This window comes from Mucilaginibacter sp. 3215, from assembly GCF_050433785.1.
Classification (GTDB): Bacteria; Bacteroidota; Bacteroidia; order Sphingobacteriales; family Sphingobacteriaceae; genus Mucilaginibacter.
The window spans coordinates 193,354-209,817 of record NZ_JBNPWO010000009.1; the positions used below are offsets into that span (position 1 = coordinate 193,354).

At 42.1% G+C, this 16,464-nt stretch carries 15 protein-coding genes; 8 read left to right on the forward strand and 7 right to left on the reverse strand.

Annotated elements, in window-relative coordinates; genetic code table 11:
• Positions 1-11: 11 nt before the first annotated feature.
• Entirely contained in the window at positions 12-761 is a 750-nt protein-coding gene (locus ABIC84_RS16605) for a TrmH family RNA methyltransferase (RefSeq protein ID WP_429264285.1), read from the reverse strand.
• Here ABIC84_RS16605 and ABIC84_RS16610 point away from each other — a divergent pair.
• Positions 752-3,112, forward strand: a complete 2,361-nt coding sequence (locus tag ABIC84_RS16610; RefSeq protein WP_090527764.1) for a BamA/TamA family outer membrane protein — start codon at positions 752-754, stop codon at positions 3,110-3,112. The genes ABIC84_RS16605 and ABIC84_RS16610 overlap by 10 nt on opposite strands.
• A gap of 157 nt (positions 3,113-3,269) precedes the next feature.
• Here the strand turns inward: ABIC84_RS16610 and ABIC84_RS16615 are convergent, their stop codons facing one another.
• Positions 3,270-3,803, reverse strand: coding sequence for a hypothetical protein (locus tag ABIC84_RS16615; RefSeq protein ID WP_090527761.1), 534 nt, complete (start codon positions 3,801-3,803; stop codon positions 3,270-3,272).
• 64 nt (positions 3,804-3,867) lie between these two features.
• A complete protein-coding gene (locus ABIC84_RS16620; protein WP_429264286.1) occupies positions 3,868-4,365 on the reverse strand; it encodes a TspO/MBR family protein in 498 nt (165 codons plus the stop codon).
• 156 nt (positions 4,366-4,521) lie between these two features.
• Between ABIC84_RS16620 and ABIC84_RS16625 the strand changes: the two genes are divergently transcribed.
• The 6 genes from ABIC84_RS16625 to ABIC84_RS16650 all read left to right on the forward strand — a co-directional run bounded on the left by ABIC84_RS16625 (position 4,522) and on the right by ABIC84_RS16650 (position 10,064).
• Positions 4,522-4,881, forward strand: a complete 360-nt coding sequence (locus ABIC84_RS16625; RefSeq protein ID WP_429264287.1) for a hypothetical protein — start codon at positions 4,522-4,524, stop codon at positions 4,879-4,881.
• Positions 4,882-5,037: 156 nt separating this feature from the next.
• Entirely contained in the window at positions 5,038-5,808 is a 771-nt protein-coding gene (locus ABIC84_RS16630; RefSeq protein ID WP_429264288.1) for an SGNH/GDSL hydrolase family protein, read from the forward strand.
• Position 5,809: 1 nt separating this feature from the next.
• A complete protein-coding gene (locus ABIC84_RS16635) occupies positions 5,810-6,208 on the forward strand; it encodes a hypothetical protein (RefSeq protein WP_429264289.1) in 399 nt (132 codons plus the stop codon).
• 112 nt (positions 6,209-6,320) lie between these two features.
• Complete coding sequence (locus tag ABIC84_RS16640; RefSeq protein ID WP_426585664.1) at positions 6,321-8,243, forward strand: ABC-F family ATP-binding cassette domain-containing protein; 1,923 nt, start codon at positions 6,321-6,323, stop codon at positions 8,241-8,243.
• A 127-nt stretch (positions 8,244-8,370) separates the two neighbouring features.
• Positions 8,371-8,805 carry a hypothetical protein gene (locus ABIC84_RS16645; protein WP_429264290.1) on the forward strand — a complete coding sequence of 145 codons (435 nt, stop codon included), beginning with the start codon at positions 8,371-8,373 and terminating at the stop codon, positions 8,803-8,805.
• Positions 8,802-10,064 (forward strand): DUF5103 domain-containing protein, encoded by a 1,263-nt coding sequence (locus ABIC84_RS16650; protein WP_429264291.1) that lies wholly within the window; start codon positions 8,802-8,804, stop codon positions 10,062-10,064. Before ABIC84_RS16645 ends, ABIC84_RS16650 begins: the two co-directional genes overlap by 4 nt.
• A 321-nt stretch (positions 10,065-10,385) precedes the next feature.
• On the opposite strand, the gene ABIC84_RS16655 is transcribed toward ABIC84_RS16650, so the two are convergent.
• The 4 genes from ABIC84_RS16655 to pfkA all read right to left on the reverse strand — a co-directional run bounded on the left by ABIC84_RS16655 (position 10,386) and on the right by pfkA (position 15,014).
• Positions 10,386-11,528, reverse strand: coding sequence for a hypothetical protein (locus ABIC84_RS16655; protein ID WP_373612984.1), 1,143 nt, complete (start codon positions 11,526-11,528; stop codon positions 10,386-10,388).
• 641 nt (positions 11,529-12,169) lie between these two features.
• Complete coding sequence (gene gap, locus ABIC84_RS16660; RefSeq protein ID WP_429264292.1) at positions 12,170-13,165, reverse strand: type I glyceraldehyde-3-phosphate dehydrogenase; 996 nt, start codon at positions 13,163-13,165, stop codon at positions 12,170-12,172.
• Between the two features lie 6 nt (positions 13,166-13,171).
• Positions 13,172-14,020 (reverse strand): hypothetical protein, encoded by an 849-nt coding sequence (locus ABIC84_RS16665; protein ID WP_429264293.1) that lies wholly within the window; start codon positions 14,018-14,020, stop codon positions 13,172-13,174.
• 7 nt (positions 14,021-14,027) lie between these two features.
• Positions 14,028-15,014 (reverse strand): 6-phosphofructokinase, encoded by a 987-nt coding sequence (pfkA, locus tag ABIC84_RS16670; RefSeq protein WP_426585674.1) that lies wholly within the window; start codon positions 15,012-15,014, stop codon positions 14,028-14,030.
• A 129-nt stretch (positions 15,015-15,143) separates the two neighbouring features.
• On the opposite strand from pfkA, the gene ABIC84_RS16675 reads away from it, so the two are divergent.
• Positions 15,144-15,836: an NUDIX hydrolase gene (locus ABIC84_RS16675; protein ID WP_371328320.1), complete on the forward strand. Its 693-nt coding sequence runs from the start codon at positions 15,144-15,146 to the stop codon at positions 15,834-15,836.
• Positions 15,837-16,464: the final 628 nt, after the last annotated feature.

A 16,464-nucleotide genomic window follows, 5' to 3' on the forward strand; every position in this document is an offset into this window, starting at 1 on the left:
AGCGGACAAATTTATTTGAACGAATTTCTTTTTATTTCTGAACATAATATGGCCGTAGCTATAGCTACATTCAATGATTCGGCATAGCCTATCCGGGGTATGGTTACTGTTTTATTTATTAACTGCTGTATTTCAGGGCGTAAGCCATTACCCTCGTTGCCCATAGCCAGTAAACCTTCATAGCCGAAATTAGTGCTGTAGATATTTTCGCCATCGAGCATGGCACCAAATAAAGGAAGCTTTATTTCGGGGAGGATAGTTGTTAAATCGCCGTAATGCACATTTACCCGTGCTAATGACCCCATGGTAGCCTGCACCACTTTGGGGTTATAAACATCAACGGTATCATCTGAGCAAATAATATCGGTAATGCCAAACCAGTCGGCCGTGCGGATAATGGTGCCCATATTGCCGGGGTCCTGCACCCCATCAAGCACCAGCGAGAACTTGTTTTTCAGTAAGTTATAATTTAATCGGGGCCATTTTGGTATTTTAATCAAACCAATTACATCCTGCGGGGTTTTCAAACTGCTGATCTTTTCAAGATCTGAAGATGAAATTTCCTGAAAATTTATTTTTCGGGATAAATTCATCATTTTTGGAGCAATTTCGGATGTATGGTATATAGCATCAACCTGGTATGCAGCGTTTACAAACTCAACAACTGATTTGTAACCCTCAACCAAAAATAAACCATGCTCTTTACGGAATTTTTTATGTTGTAAGGATTTTAATAAACTGATCTGTGATTTTGAAAGCATATACTAAGCCTGCTGTTTACCGCCTTACAATATTAAGTATTTTACTGGTTATTATCGGTTCGGGCTGCAGCATTACCCGTGGCATCCGCAAAGACCAGGCACTGGTGCGCAAAATTACTATAAAAGGTATTGACGAGCAATTTGCGGAAACCGCTATAAATTATGTGGATAAGGAGCAACAACCCAATAACTGGCTCAATCTGCAGTTGTACTATACTTTTAGCAATAAAGGTAAAAAAAATATAGGCGAAGCCCCCGTTGTTGTTGATAGTAACCTGATCGAGTACTCGCGTGTACAGATGGAAAAATACATCCGCAGCCGTGGTTACCTGAAAGCGAAGGTCACCGACAGTGTGGTGATAAAAAAGCAAAAAGCTGAGCTGATTTTTACTGCTAATGAGGGCCCTATGTTCCGCATCCGCAAATTTACCGATAGCATTGCCGATAATAATATTAAAGCATTGTATAATGGTAACCGCAACAGGATCTCGCACATACAGCCAGGCGGCAGGTTTGACACCGATAGTTTAGCTTACGACCGCGACCAGCTCTATTTGCTCATGAAGCATAACGGTTACTACGATTTTTACAGGCAATATATCAATTTTACCTATGATTCCACCTTTAACAGCAGTGTGGTTGATGTAAAAATGATCATTGATAACCCGGCGGGGAAAACACAGCACCCGGTTTATACCATCAACAATACATTAATTACGATATCAAACAGCCAGGGGCGTACACCGGGCAAAGTTGATACGATACAGGTTGATTCACAATTTAGGTTTGTTGACTATTCAAAAAGGTTTAAACCAAGGGTGGTAACCGATTACGTTTTTCAGAAAAAAGGCGAGATCTATGATATTGATAAGCAAACACGCACCACCACTCGCTTATCCGAGTTAAATGTTTTCAGAAATGTGCCCAACCCCGTCTACGAAAAACTGAAGGATAGCTCTAACAGGCTTAATACCCGGATAGATATCGTGCCGCTTAAACGGATGAGCGACCGTGTAGAGGGTGAGGTGCTTTTTAGCGGCGGTCGTTTTGGTTATAACGTGGGTAACACCTTTACCGACAGGAATTTATTTAAACAGGCCGCTATATTGCAGTTAAAAGTTAACTGGAGTATCCTTTTTGATAATGGCAATAATGTGGGTAATGATCACAGTAGTATCCAAAACCAGGAGTTTAGGGTAGGAGCACAGCTTGTCTATCCGCGGCTATTGCTTCCGTTCAAATTTCCGTTTCTTGGTAAATTTGCGGTTCCACACACCACATTTTCATCAAACTATTCGCTGTTTTACCAAAAGGACCTGGTTAAGCGCGAAAGTTTTATCAATTCCATTACGTACGACTTTTTTGATACGCCGTATAAAACACATACCATTACGCCTATCAACATTGAGTTTTCGAGGGGCATAATTGATCCGGCTGCAAGGGCGGCGCTGCTTGCACAAAACAGGTACTCCTATGTTTATTTAATCGGGCGTACGGTTTTTACATCCGGTAGCCAATACACTTACCAGGTTAATGCCATAAAGCTTAATGGTTATGAAAATTTCACCTATTTCCGGGGCAGTTTAGATATTGGCGGGAATTTTCTTAACCTGGTAAGCAATCTCACCAATGCTCCTAAAGATACTCTTGGGCAACACAAGCTTTTTGGATATACTTTTGCGCAGTATACCAAAGTTGAGCTTGATACGCGCATCTATCGAAACTTTGGTGGCGAGAAACAATTTGTTTTCCGTATAAACCCGGGTATAGGTATCCCTTACGGTAATAGCAATCAGCTTATTTTTGAAAAGAATTTTTATGCAGGCGGAGCCAATGATATCAGGGCCTGGCTGCCGCGAACCTTAGGACCAGGGCAATTTAACCGGGGTGCGTATTACGGTACCGATGTTAATAACCGGGCACGTTTGAAATATCTTGACCAGTTTGGCGAGATCAAGTTTATAACCAATGCCGAGTACCGGTACCTGTTGGCAAATAACTTTTTTGGTGCAAAACTTAAAGGTGCGGTTTTTGTTGATGCCGGTAATGTATGGCGCTTGCATGATGAGCCTGATAACCCCAACGGACAGTTTAAACTGAACAACTTTTTAAGCTCAACGGCTGTAGGTATTGGTACCGGGTTGAGGTTCGACCTAAGCTTCTTCGTTTTTCGGCTTGATGCCGCCTTTAAACTTAAAGACCCGCAATTTAGCGGAGCTAACCAATGGGTGCTGGTTAACCATGCCGGCGAACTGTTTAGCAAAGGTTCATTCAAACAAGCTTACAAAGCAGCCAACGGAGAAGATTACAACTTTATGCAGTTGAACTTTGGCATTGGATTACCTTTTTAAGATTTTTAGGTAAAAGGATAAAGGTGAAAGGCAAAAGGTAGCTGCAGCTTTACGTGTGCATCTGTTTTTTTAAAACTTTTACTTTTCGTTTTACTTTCACCTCTCCATAAAAAACCTTTGACCTTTCGCCTTTGACCTTTCGCCTTTGACCTTCCTTCTAAAACATATTCTTCAACCCATCAATAATGCTTTCAAAAAAGGTTGGAATGCTTAAGCCGTTGTGGTAATTGAAATACAGGAAGATACAGAAGATTACTACGGCAATAATGATAAACCGCTTAAACATATAAGCCAGCAATACCAGTAACAGGGGAATGGCTATCAACAGTACCCAGCTGATATGGAATGGACTTAGTTTACTATCATGCTTGTAAATGTAGTATAGTATGGCATGTGTGCCGGAATCGTTCATATGTTTGGCGTACAGGAAGGTTGAACGGTCAAGCTTGTGGCGGTAAAAAGCCGTGCCTTTGTCAAACTTAAGTTCTTCGGTAAAACCGTTCATTACAAAGGTGAAAATGCCGTTTACATTTTCCTGTATCACGCCTGCAGTATCGGTTGCAACTACGGCTACCTCATCAACCGCAAAGGGGTTTTCTTTAATTACAAAATGGTTGATAGCAGTTTTATCGGCAAACGCAAAGCTGTGTGCTGCTGTAATAAAGCAAAAAATAAGTAAAAGTTTTTTCATGGTTTGATAGAAAGCTCTTATCGGTGCTGTAATTATCTGCAATAAAAATAGCGTTTTTTATGAGCTATCGGTTAAAGAAATAAATACTCGCGTTAAGTATGCTGGCAAAGCTAACCCACAATAAATACGGAATCAATAACAGTGCTGCAACCCGGTTAAATTTATTAAACCAGTTGATGTTTACAATAATGCTGAACCACAGTAAGATGATCACAACCATGGCTGTTGCTATTTGGTGCATGCCAAAGAATGTTATCGACCACGAAAAGTTTAAAATAAGCTGAATGAAATATATCGAACGCGCAATGATATAAACGGGCTTACGGCTGCGGTGTTTCCATACAAGATAAGCAGCGGTTGCTATCATGATATAAATTACAGTCCACACAGGTGCAAACAGCCAGGGTGGTGGGTTAAACGACGGCTTTTTGAGTGTGCTGTACCAGCCGGCAATTTCGGGCCGGGTTACCAGTGAGGCAACAAAACCAATAAATAGCACGATTAGCAAACTGATGAGGTAAGGTAAAAATTGAAAACGTTTGGTGGATGCAGCTACGGGCATATGTTATTTGAACTGTTAAAGATGCTTAAGTTTTATCACGAACGAATAATCTTTAAAACTAAATAAAATAAATATTACTGTTACGTAAAGCAACTGTTTTGCAATAAATACACAAGGGATGGGTAGTATTGACAGTTAAATGTTAGTTTAGCCCGTATGATAAAAGCCTACAGGTTATATACCGGCAATGACGGTCATTCGCATATAGAAAAAGGTGTGGTTGATTTAGGAACATTTGACGAAGCGCTTGCTATCAGGTTCCAGGAATCGGAGCCGCATGCGTTTTATGATTACCATAATGCCCCAACCAATCAGTATGTGATAACCCTTACCGGTACGCTTGAATTTGAAACCTACCCCGGCGAAAAATTCATACTTAAGCCCGGCGAGATCCTGATAGCCCAGGATATAACCGGAACAGCACACAAATGGCGACTGATTGGCGATGAACCCTGGAAAAGGGTTTATGTTACTTTTGATCCGGCAAAGCCGATGAATTTTGTAGCTGATAAATAACCTGCCGCGGGTTTAGCGTAGTGTACCCTGCGGCAGATCGTGGACAGTTGTTGATATACGTAATATTCCTTTTACAAATCCTGATACAAAAGCCAACAAAATTTTAATAGTTATAGTAAATCAGTATTTTCGGCAAATACCTTTTATAACCCACAAATGAAAAATACCCAACAAAACTATCGCCGCCAATTTTTAAAGACAGCTGCCGTAGGCACAATTGCCTCTATGGGCATCCCATCTATTGTTTCATCAGCATTAGCTGCCGAAAAACCGGTAAGAAGACTGACTTTTAACCAGGGCGATGTAGTGCTTTTTCAGGGCGATTCCATTACCGACTGGGGGCGTGACCATAGCAAAACCGAACCCAATACCACCAGCGCATTAGGCTCGGGTTATGCCTTGCTCACAGCTTCACAATTGCTGCTTAAACATGCCGATAAAGGTTTAAAAATCTACAATAAAGGTATCAGCGGCAATAAAGTATATCAGCTTGCCGAACGCTGGGATACTGATTGTCTTGCCCTTAAACCAAACGTACTAAGCATCCACATAGGCGTAAACGATTTTTGGCACACCCTTACCAACGGTTATAAAGGCACAATAGATACTTACATTACCGACTATAGGGCATTGCTAACCCGCACCAAACAGGCCTTGCCCGATATTAAACTGGTGATCTGTGAACCCTTTGCCGAAAAAAATGTGAAAGCCGTTGATGATAAATGGTACCCCACATTTGATGCATTCCGCAAAGCTGCTAAAGACATTGCTGCAGAGTTCGATGCGGTATTTGTGCCTTATCAATCAGCATTTGACCAAGCCGAACAAACAGCACCGGCCACCTACTGGAACCTTGACGGCGTACACCCCAGTGTAGCCGGCGAAGCCCTTATGGCACAAACATGGTTAAAAGCGGTGGGAGCGTAAAATGAAAAGTATATTAATGTTATTGCTGCTAACCCGTTTGTGGAGCAGTACACCACCTAAGGATATTACCGGAAAATGGCAAGTTGATCATGTTGACATTTCAGGGAGCACCATGAAAATGAATGAGCAGCAAAAGGCCATGATGATAAAATCACTAAAAGGCATTTTCTCCAACGCTGTTTTTGATTTTAATGCCAACCACCATTTTTATTTGACCCCGGCGATAAAGAGTATGCCGAAAGGTGACTGGGAATACGATCCGGATAAAGGTGTGATACGCGTTAAAGAATTAAATAACACGGGAACTGTAATGATGATCAATGTTGTAGAAAAAGATGGGGGTACAGTATTTGAAATGGTAGAAACCCAGATCGTTTTAAAAGTTCACAGAAAATCCTGATTAGGAATGGATTCAATTTTGTCATCCCGGTTTCGTTATTAAGCATTACCTAATAAAGCCTTAAGCTTTCTGCCTTCGGCATTCAGCTCAAAAACAGTATCTTTGCGCGTAAATGATTGCTATAAATAACCTTACGTTCGAGATTGGTGCGCGGGCCTTATATGATGAAGCCAACTGGCATATTAAACCCGGTGAAAAAATTGGTTTAATTGGTGCCAACGGTACTGGTAAAACCACCCTTTTAAAAATTATTGTAGGCGACTATAAGCCTACCTCCGGAACTGTTTCAATGGCTAAGGACCTTACCATGGGGTACCTTAACCAGGATCTGCTTTCATACTCATCTGATAAAAACATCGTACACGTGGCTATGGAAGCCTTTGAGCGCCAGAACCAACTGCACGACGAGATAGAGAACCTGCTTAAAAAGCTGGAAACGGATTATAGCGAAGATCTTTTAAATAAACTGAGCGACAAGCAGCATGAGTTTGAACTGCTTGACGGTTACAATATCGAATATAAAGCCCACGAAATTTTAGCCGGTTTGGGTTTTAGCGATGACGATTGCAAGCGTAAGCTGAGCACCTTTTCGGGTGGATGGCGCATGCGTGTAATGCTGGCCAAGATCCTGTTGCAGGCACCTGATATCCTGCTGCTGGATGAGCCTACCAACCACCTCGACTTGCCATCTATCCAATGGCTGGAAGATTACCTGAAGGCTTTTACCGGTGCTATCATCATCGTATCGCACGATAGGTGGTTTCTGGATAAGGTTATCAACCGTACCGTTGAATCGCGCAAAGGCAAGCTTACCGTTTACGCGGGCAACTACTCTTTCTATCTCGAAGAAAAGGCCCTGCGCGAAGAAATTCAGCGCGGTGAGTTTAAAAACCAGCAATCAAAAATTAAACAGGAAGAGCGTTTGATCGAGCGTTTCCGTGCCAAGGCTTCTAAAGCTAAAATGGCGCAATCCCGCATCAAAATGCTGGATAGGATGGAGCGTATTGACGATGTGGATGACGATAATCCATCCGTTAACTTCGCTTTCCGTTTCAGCAAGCAATCGGGCAGGCACGTGATCACTTTAGAGGATATCACCAAAAAATACCCTGCTATCGATATTCTTGACCACGCCGAAGCTGTAATTGAAAAAGGTGATAAAATTGCCCTCATCGGTGCCAACGGTAAAGGTAAATCAACGCTGTTGCGTATCATCGCATCGGCCGATAAGGATTATACAGGTACGGTAACTACCGGTCATAACGTAACTACTACTTTTTTTGCACAGCACCAGCTGGAGTCCCTGCACCTCGAAAACCAGATCCTGCAGGAGCTGCAATCATTCGCCCCAAAACATACTGATACCGAGTTGCGTACCATTTTAGGTTCGTTTTTGTTTACCGGCGATGATGTGTTCAAGAAGATCAAGGTATTATCTGGGGGTGAAAAATCGCGTGTGGCTTTAGCTAAGGCACTTACCGCCGATGCCAACTTCCTGGTACTGGATGAGCCTACCAACCACCTGGATATGCAGTCGGTTAATATCCTGATCCAGGCGCTTGACCAGTACGAGGGTACTTTCATTGTGGTATCGCACGACAGGTATTTCCTTGATAACGTAGCTAACAAGATCTGGTTTATTGAAGATCAGAAGATCAAGATCTACCCTGGTACTTATGCCGAGTTTGATGAATGGTATGCCAAACGCAAACTGGAGCCCAAAGCTGCCGCGCCTGCACCTCAGCCCAAAAAGGAGGAGAAAAAGCCTGAGCCTGTTAAACAACCACAAGGCGAAAACAAACATCAGCAGCTTAAAAAACTAAACCAGGACCTGGCCAAAATGGAACAACAAATTGCCGACCTTGAAAAAGAAGTAAAGCAGTTTGAAACCCAGCTGGCCGACGAAAAAATATACAGCGATAACGCCAAGCTAAAACAAACCAACGCTGCCTACAGCGCCAAGCAAACCGAACTGAAACAATTGCAGGAAAAGTGGGAAGCACTGGCCGAGCAGATATTGGAGCTGGAATCGTAAGCTCCACCCAAACCCTCCCCTAAAGGGAGAGGGCTTTGATAAGTGTGGAGTAAAGTATCGTGAATGAAAGCCGCTATTGCATTATGATAGCGGCTTTTTTATATTAGTGTCAAACCTAAATTATTACATGAATAATCAATATCGTGGGCTTACCATCGCTGTATTAATATCCAGTTGTTTTATTTTGATTGGTGCCGGACATGGCGTTGGGCCAATAATATTGTTTGAAGTAATGTTTCCGTTTGCAAGTGAAAACAAATTGTCGTTTAGTTTATCAAATAACTATGATAATTCAATTTTGGCATCGGCGCTAATTCTTTTGATAGGACAGTTTTTGTTATTTGTTGCAACTCACAAAGAGCATATAATTACCCGGCTTGTAGCGCTTTTGGTTATGTGGATAGCGCTATTTTTTCTGACGCATAATATCTTCAATGGAGATAGCCTTTCAGAGTTTAGCCTGGGTTCGGCTACGCCTTTCTTAATATTATCAATCACATTGTTTAGCTTTGACGTTAAACAATATTTGCAGCGGGATAAAATAGATATTGAACAGGAATGAAATTAATAAGGATATTTTTAGGCATGGTGATCTTTACCATGTTTATACAAACAACCTTCGCCCAATCCCCTTATAACAACGACGTTTACTCACCGGCCATAAAAAGCGTTGAGTTTTATAATACCGCCAAGCAGGGTTCGTTTCCGGTGATTAATTTAGGGACTGATGAAAAGGTGCTGTTAACCTTTGATGACCTGCGCGGGGGGAGTCGTAATTACTACTATACCATTGAGCATTGCGATGCCAACTGGAACTCATCAAACCTTTCATCGGCCGAGTACCTGCTAAATTTTACCGACGACCGGCTGTATAATTACAGCTACTCAACCGGTACCATGCAAAAGTATACCCATTATGAAATTTCGTTGCCTAACAACAACATAGCCCCTAAAATATCGGGTAACTATGTGCTGAAGGTTTATGAAGATGGCGACCAAAATAAAATGGTGCTTACCCGCAGGCTGTATGTGTTGGGCAAGCGCGTGTCGATAGCTGCCGATCTGGTGCCTTCGGCCAATAATGCTACCCGGCAAACTAATCAAAAAATCAATTTTACGGTTGATTATTCGGGCCTTGTTGTGCAGGACCCGGCTTATGCCCTGCGTACTTTTATTATGCAAAACGCCCGTACCGAAACAGCGGTGCTTAACGGGCAGCCAACCTATATCCGTGGTTCGCAGCTGATTTATAACGATGTAAGCATTAATGACTTTCCCGGTCGTAACGAGTTCAGGCTGTTTGATATGCGTACGCTCAAGCTTAATTCGCAAAGGGTAGCTAAAATTTACAAAGATTCAACCAACGTGGTAGTGCTGCTTGGCGACCCCGTGCGCGATCAGCCCAACTACATTTTTCAGTACGATAACGACGGTAAGTTTTATATCCTGAATAACGATGGTACCACCCCAGCTACGGATGCCGACTATGCGCACGTGTACTTCACCCTATCAACCAATAAAGACCCTAAAGACGGAGCACCATACGTAGTAGGCCAGTTTAACAATTACCGCCTTGATGATAGCAATAAGCTGCACCCGCTTGACAATGGCAGGTACACCGTAAATATGCTGTTAAAACAAGGCGTGTACGATTACGAATACGTTTGGGTAGATGCCAAAACAGGCCAGGCCGATGATATCCCTTTTGAGGGCAGCCACTTTGAAACCGAAAACGAATACCAGATGCTGACCTACTACCGCCCGCCCGCTGCCCGATGGGATGAGCTGGTTGGTTTTAGGGAGTTGGTGACAAAAAGATAATGGCCTCACCTAAATCCTCTACGAAGGAGAAGACTTTAAAAACAAACTTAACAGCGTTTGCGAATTAAAAGCTTCCGCTTAGGAGAAGGCTGTCTCATCCTAAAAAAAGTTTACAGTTTGACTGCTAAATCCTGTCATACGTTTACAATAAAAAAGTCACGAGTACGCCACGCTTTTCCCTACGCTGCATACTCGCGCAAGTTGGAATGTATCGTCCTAAAATAGGTTTACAGATTAAAAAGTCACGAGTACGCCACGCTTTTCCCTGCGCTGCATACCCGCGCCAGTTGGGAGACTCTCCTTGCTTCAAAAGCTATAATGTTAAAATGGTAGGAAGTCGTCGGTAAAAGTGAAATTCCCAGAATATTTAAAATTATCTTTCAACCAATCGGCTGTTCTGATTTTCAATCTTTCGTTACGATTAAGGTGTTCGTTTTCGGAGTCAATATCAGATACATTTATATTAAGCCCATTTTCATCTGTTTCTAAAACTAAAAATGTAAAATCCTTACTAATCCCGGTTTCTTGTCGATAGGAGAATTTTACTAAGTCCAAATACTGAGACTTAGTTTTATTAATAATAAATGATTTCTTTTTATAATCCTTAAAAACGTTATCAAAAAAGTCTTTATTAACCGTTCGATAAAAATTAATATTCCATTTATGTAGGGTATCGTATTCTTCAATAACAGACTTCAAAATATCGAATTTGACAAAATCAATTTTGGAATGCTGTTCTTGACTACTAATTAAAAAGCGGTTTAAATAATTTATTCTGTTTATTTCTGATACAGTTACTTTATCATTTTCATAATGGAGTTCATGAAAATCAAGATCAGCGACTGATAATAAATTTATATTATAAATATATTTTTGATTCTTCTTCCTTCCATCCTTTAACGAGGAAATTTCATAAGCTTGGGCTTTAATCAACGAGGCAATGCTTGAATAGATATTGGAATCATTACTGGGTGCATTATTAGATTTTCTTATTTCCTGATAAGCAAACACGACTCTATTATAATTATACATCTTATTGATAAGACTATTGGAGTCATACTTTTTTATAAACTTTTCTTTTGACCAGTCGATATCGCTTACTTGATAATTAAATACATCAATATTTGACGAAAAATTTACTGGCAACATATTTATATTAATGTCCATTCCAGGGGCTTTCCGTGTGAGAAATACCCAATCAAACTCCGAATTTTTTTTACAGCTTATTATTAACGCTGTAAATAGCTTAACATCGTCTTCGAGTAAAACGGTCTTGTATGCGATCATGTCCATTTCCCTTTGTAGTTCGGTGACATCATCTAAATAATATCGATTATGAATAACAGACCAGTGTTCTTTTTCAAGCATTGAGGCTACTTTATGCTCTAAAACATATCCTGTTTTTTCAATTGCTTTCTCGATTGAAATTTTTTCATTGTCTTCTTTTTTATCTGGCTTACCCATTGTTAGAATTTAATTATTAGAAGGTATAGGCAATATGGTTTATAGTAAGGTAAATTAATCAATTATCTTAAATATTCAACCCAAAACTGCATACTCGTACCCACCGTCCGCTACCTGTCCCTAAGCATAGTGACACAAGTATACGGACGGACGGAAAGCCTTTGGTGTTTATCGTGGTTGTGCGCAGGCCGCGTTAGGGATTGCAGTGTAAAGCCCACAGCGCGGGTTAGGATTGCGGGAGGGAAAGGCGAGGACTTGCAACGAAAAGCCTGGGCCGCAGGCAACGCCATTGTTATGATTTGGGTTTCGGATGTTTGATTTCGGATTTTTTAATTTGCAATCCATATTGCGGTACCATGTGGTTAAGCTGGAAGCTTAACCTGTGCGCCCCACGGGTTACGCTATAGCTAAACCCGCGGTAGGAAATAAATTGTCTGAACCTGGATTTATTCGATTCACAGGATTACCGGAGTTCCACAAACAGGACAAGAAAATCCAGGTATCAAAAAAACTGTAAATCCCGCCCAAGACAAGAAAAATCCTGCCTATCCGAAAGATCCCCCCAAATCCCGGTTCAGACAAACAAAAAAACGCCCTCCGGTTATCCGAAGGGCGTTTTATATGATCTAAAAAATCAGCAGTTATAATTTGCCAATTTCCTGAACAAGGTCGATCAGTTTGTTTGAGTAACCCCACTCGTTATCGTACCATGAAACAACTTTTACGAAGTTTTCATTCAGCCCGATACCGGCTTTAGCGTCGAAAATTGAAGTGCGTGAATCGCCTTTAAAGTCTTCAGATACTACTTCGTCTTCGGTGTAGCCAAGGATGCCTTTCAATTCGCCTTCAGAAGCTTCTTTCATTGCAGCTTTGATGGCTTCATAAGAAGCACCGTTTTTCAAACGTACAGTTAAGTCAACTACAGATACGTCGGCAACCGGTACGCGCAGACTCATGCCTGTTAATTTACCTTTTAACTGAGGTAAAACTAAACCAACAGCTTTAGCAGCACCTGTTGATGAAGGGATGATGTTTTGGTAAGCACCACGACCGCCTCTCCAATCTTTTGCAGATGGGCCGTCAACTGTTTTCTGCGTTGCGGTAACAGCGTGTACAGTGGTCATCAAACCTTCTTCGATACCAAATTTATCGTCCAACACTTTAGCGATAGGGGCTAAACAGTTGGTAGTACATGAAGCGTTTGAAACGATGTTTTGATCGGCTTTTAACGCTTTGTGGTTAACACCCATTACAAATGTAGGGGTATCATCTTTTGCAGGGGCGCTCATTACTACTTTTTTAGCACCGGCGTCGATGTGTTTTTGAGCAGTTTCCTGGGTTAAGAACAAACCGGTTGATTCGATTATCACCTCAGCACCTACTTCGTTCCATTTAAGGTTGGCAGGATCTTTTTCGGCAGTAACGCGGATGGTTTTACCGTTAACAACCAAATGACCGCCTTCAACGGCAATAGTACCATTGAACTGACCATGGGTTGAATCGTATTTTAACATGTAAGCCATGTAATCTGGCTCAACAAGGTCATTAATACCAACAACTTCAATGTCTGGTCTTTCAATTGCAGCCCTGAATGCCAAGCGGCCAATACGGCCGAAACCGTTAATTCCTATTTTCATGATTTTTTAATTTTTACTTGAATAGTAGGTTAATAAATTATTTATGGGTTCTTTAATTATGTTAGTGATTTGCAGATCAGCTTCGGCGGCAGCTTCATACAAGTGTTCCTGAAAATTAAAAGCAACAGAGCCTGCAAAGTGAACAGACGTACCCGGGTGTTGCTGATATAAAGGTAACAAATATGTGGAAATTAGCTTGCTAAATCCTTTTTTTATGACGTTTTGCAGATGATGATCATTCTTGTTATCGAGGTAAAAATCGGTAAAGGAGCTTAAAAATAAAGCCGGTTGCTTTTGGCGATAAACCTTTTCGAGCAGGTTTTTACGGTCGGCATCGTACTTATGGATAAACTTTTTATGGATGGATGGTGGCAGGGTATCGTTCATGAACTCCTTAATAAGCTGCCTGCCCAGCCAGTTGCCGGAGCCTTCATCGGCAAGGATATAACCCAAACCGTAGTTGTTGGGCCAAACTCTTCTTCCATCGTACCAGGCGGCATTGGTACCGCTGCCGCAAATGCTTACAATGCCCGGTTCATTTTTACAACATGCAATAGCCGCGCCGGCAATATCGTGCTCAATAGATATTTTACCGAACTTAAAGAATGCTGAAAACGCGTTATGAACAATCTTCTTCCGCTCATCGGAAGATGCGCCTGCGCCAAAAAAGTAGATGCGTTTTATTACTTCGGCGTGGTGTATAAGATTGATGTTTTTGTTGAGCAATTGAAGGATATGCTTTTCGTCGTTAAAATAGGGGTTTATGCCATTGGTTTTAAAGGAAGCAACAGTTCTTCCCTTATCAGTAAGCCTCCAATGTGCAAAGTACGATCCGCTATAAACAACTGCAATCATTAATAATCTATATCGATAATATATCCATCATTTGTAAAAGGTCTTCTTCAAGCTTAAACTCATGGTGGTTAAGTGCTGCTTCCAGGTCTGTCATCATGATCTGGTTGGCCTGCAAACCTACCATTTTTTGTGATTCGCCGGCAACCAAAGCGTTAACTGCTGCAAAGCCAAGCCTGCTGCCCAAAATACGGTCAAAGCTTGACGGTGCACCGCCCCGTTGCAAGTGGCCTAAGATAGTAACTTTTATGTCGTAATTTTTAACTTCTTGTTGTACAGCCTTTGCCACGTCATAAACACCGCCATTTTTATCACCTTCGGCAACAATTACAATGCTTGATGATTTTTTGTTCATGTGCCCCTCTTTAAGGTTTACGATCAAATCATCAATGGCGGTAGCACGCTCGGGCAGTAAAATAGCCTCGGCGCCGCACGAGATACCTGCACGCAAGGCAATAGCGCCCGAATCGCGGCCCATTACCTCAATAAAGAAAAGACGGTCATGCGCATCGGCGGTATCGCGGATTTTATCGATAGCCTGGATAACCGTATTGGTAGCGGTATCAAAACCAAGGGTATAGGTTGAGCCGCAGAGGTCATTATCAATAGTACCCGGAACGCCCATTACGGCAATGTCGGGGTATTTGCGCGAAAAGCGCAGCGCGCCGGTGAAAGTACCATCGCCGCCAATAACAACAAGGGCATCGATACCACGGGCCTTAGCATTTTGGTATGCTATCTCCATGCCTTCATCTGTTTTGAAAGGCAAGCAGCGCGCGGTTTTTAAAATGGTGCCGCCTAAATTAAGGATGTTACTTACCGAGCGTTTATCCATGTCATACATGTCATTGTCAATAAGGCCTTTATATCCTTGCCTTATCCCTACAACTTCCAGCCCGTTATACAGTGCGGTCCTCACAACAGCACGGATACAAGGGTTCATTCCGGGGGCATCACCACCCGAAGTTAAAACCCCTATTTTTGATATTTTACGCATCTTTCACTCCTTAAGTTTACGCTACGAAGATACTGTGTGTAAATTACACCATTAAATTTTATTTATTTTTTTTTGGATTAGGAATTAAGGCTATATCTTTAAACTTATTAACTAAATCTCACTAATAGTTTGGAACTAATGTTACCCAAGTTTGATTCCGTATTCTCGATTGACTGCGTGATATTCGGCTTTGAAGCCGGCGAGCTTAAAATTTTGCTTATTGAGCGAAACGAAGAGCCTTATAAAGACTGGCTTGCGCTGCCTGGCTATATTGTTGAGCAGGACGAAAGCATCGATGATGCAGCCGAGCGGATCCTGTATGAACTTACGGGCCTGCGCGATTTGCACATGCAGCAGTTCCATACCTTTGGCGAGGTAAACCGTCACCCGCAGGGCCGTGTAATTACGGTTGCTTACTATGCGCTGATCCGCATAAACGGGCAAAAGGAGCTACGCCCGGTAACACAATACGCCAAAAAAGCTTTTTGGCACCCGGTAAGCGAGCTGCCTAAACTGGCGTTTGACCACAGTGAGATCTTCAAAACAGGTTTCAACAAAATAAAACGCAGACTGCACTATCAGCCGATAGCGTTTGAATTATTGCCCGAAAAGTTTACACTTACGCAACTGCAGTCGCTTTACGAGGCTGTGTTAGATAAAAAACTGGATAAGCGCAACTTCCGCAAAAAAATGTTGAGCTACGGCTTTTTGAAGGAGCTTGATGAAAAGCAGAAAGGGGTATCGTACCGTGCCGCTAAGCTTTACAAGTTTGATAAACGCAAATACGGTAAAATTTTTCAGGGAGAGATGAACCTTGTGTAGCGGCGATAGAGTCAGGAAATCAAGATCTAAGAATCAAGACCATTAGAAATAAGAAAGGTTGGAATGTTTTTCCAGCCTTTTTTGGTTTTAATATATCTCTGAGACCTCTCTGCCACGTCATTGCGAGGTACGAAGCAATCCCCGACTTACAGAGTAACCATGTAGACGGCTCTTTACAATTCGCGATTGCTTCGTACCTCGCAATGACGGGTGTATATAGTGATTATCGCTGTCCCCTGTGTGTCCAAAGATGTAGTGACACAGGTATACGGACGGACGACAATAAAAATGACATTTTCCTTTGTCATGCTGAGTGTTTAAATCCGGAGGCCTCTGAAGGTAAAATGACATATCCACCACGTTATTGCTGAGTTACGAAGCGATCCCCCTGCAGGCAGATAAAAGACTTTATTCTATAAACTTACATCGTCGCGCTCCTGGCCGCGCGGGGCCAGTTACTTTTGTCGCCACAAAAGTAACCAAAAAGGCTTGCAGCAGAGAGGCTTCTTTGCGCACAACCTGACCCACAGCCCTCGGCGCGGCCTTCACCCTGCAAAACGAACAGAACCACGGGCTGCAATTATTTTGCCCCGATTCGCACGCAATGCCTCCGCTTCTGCAAAAACTT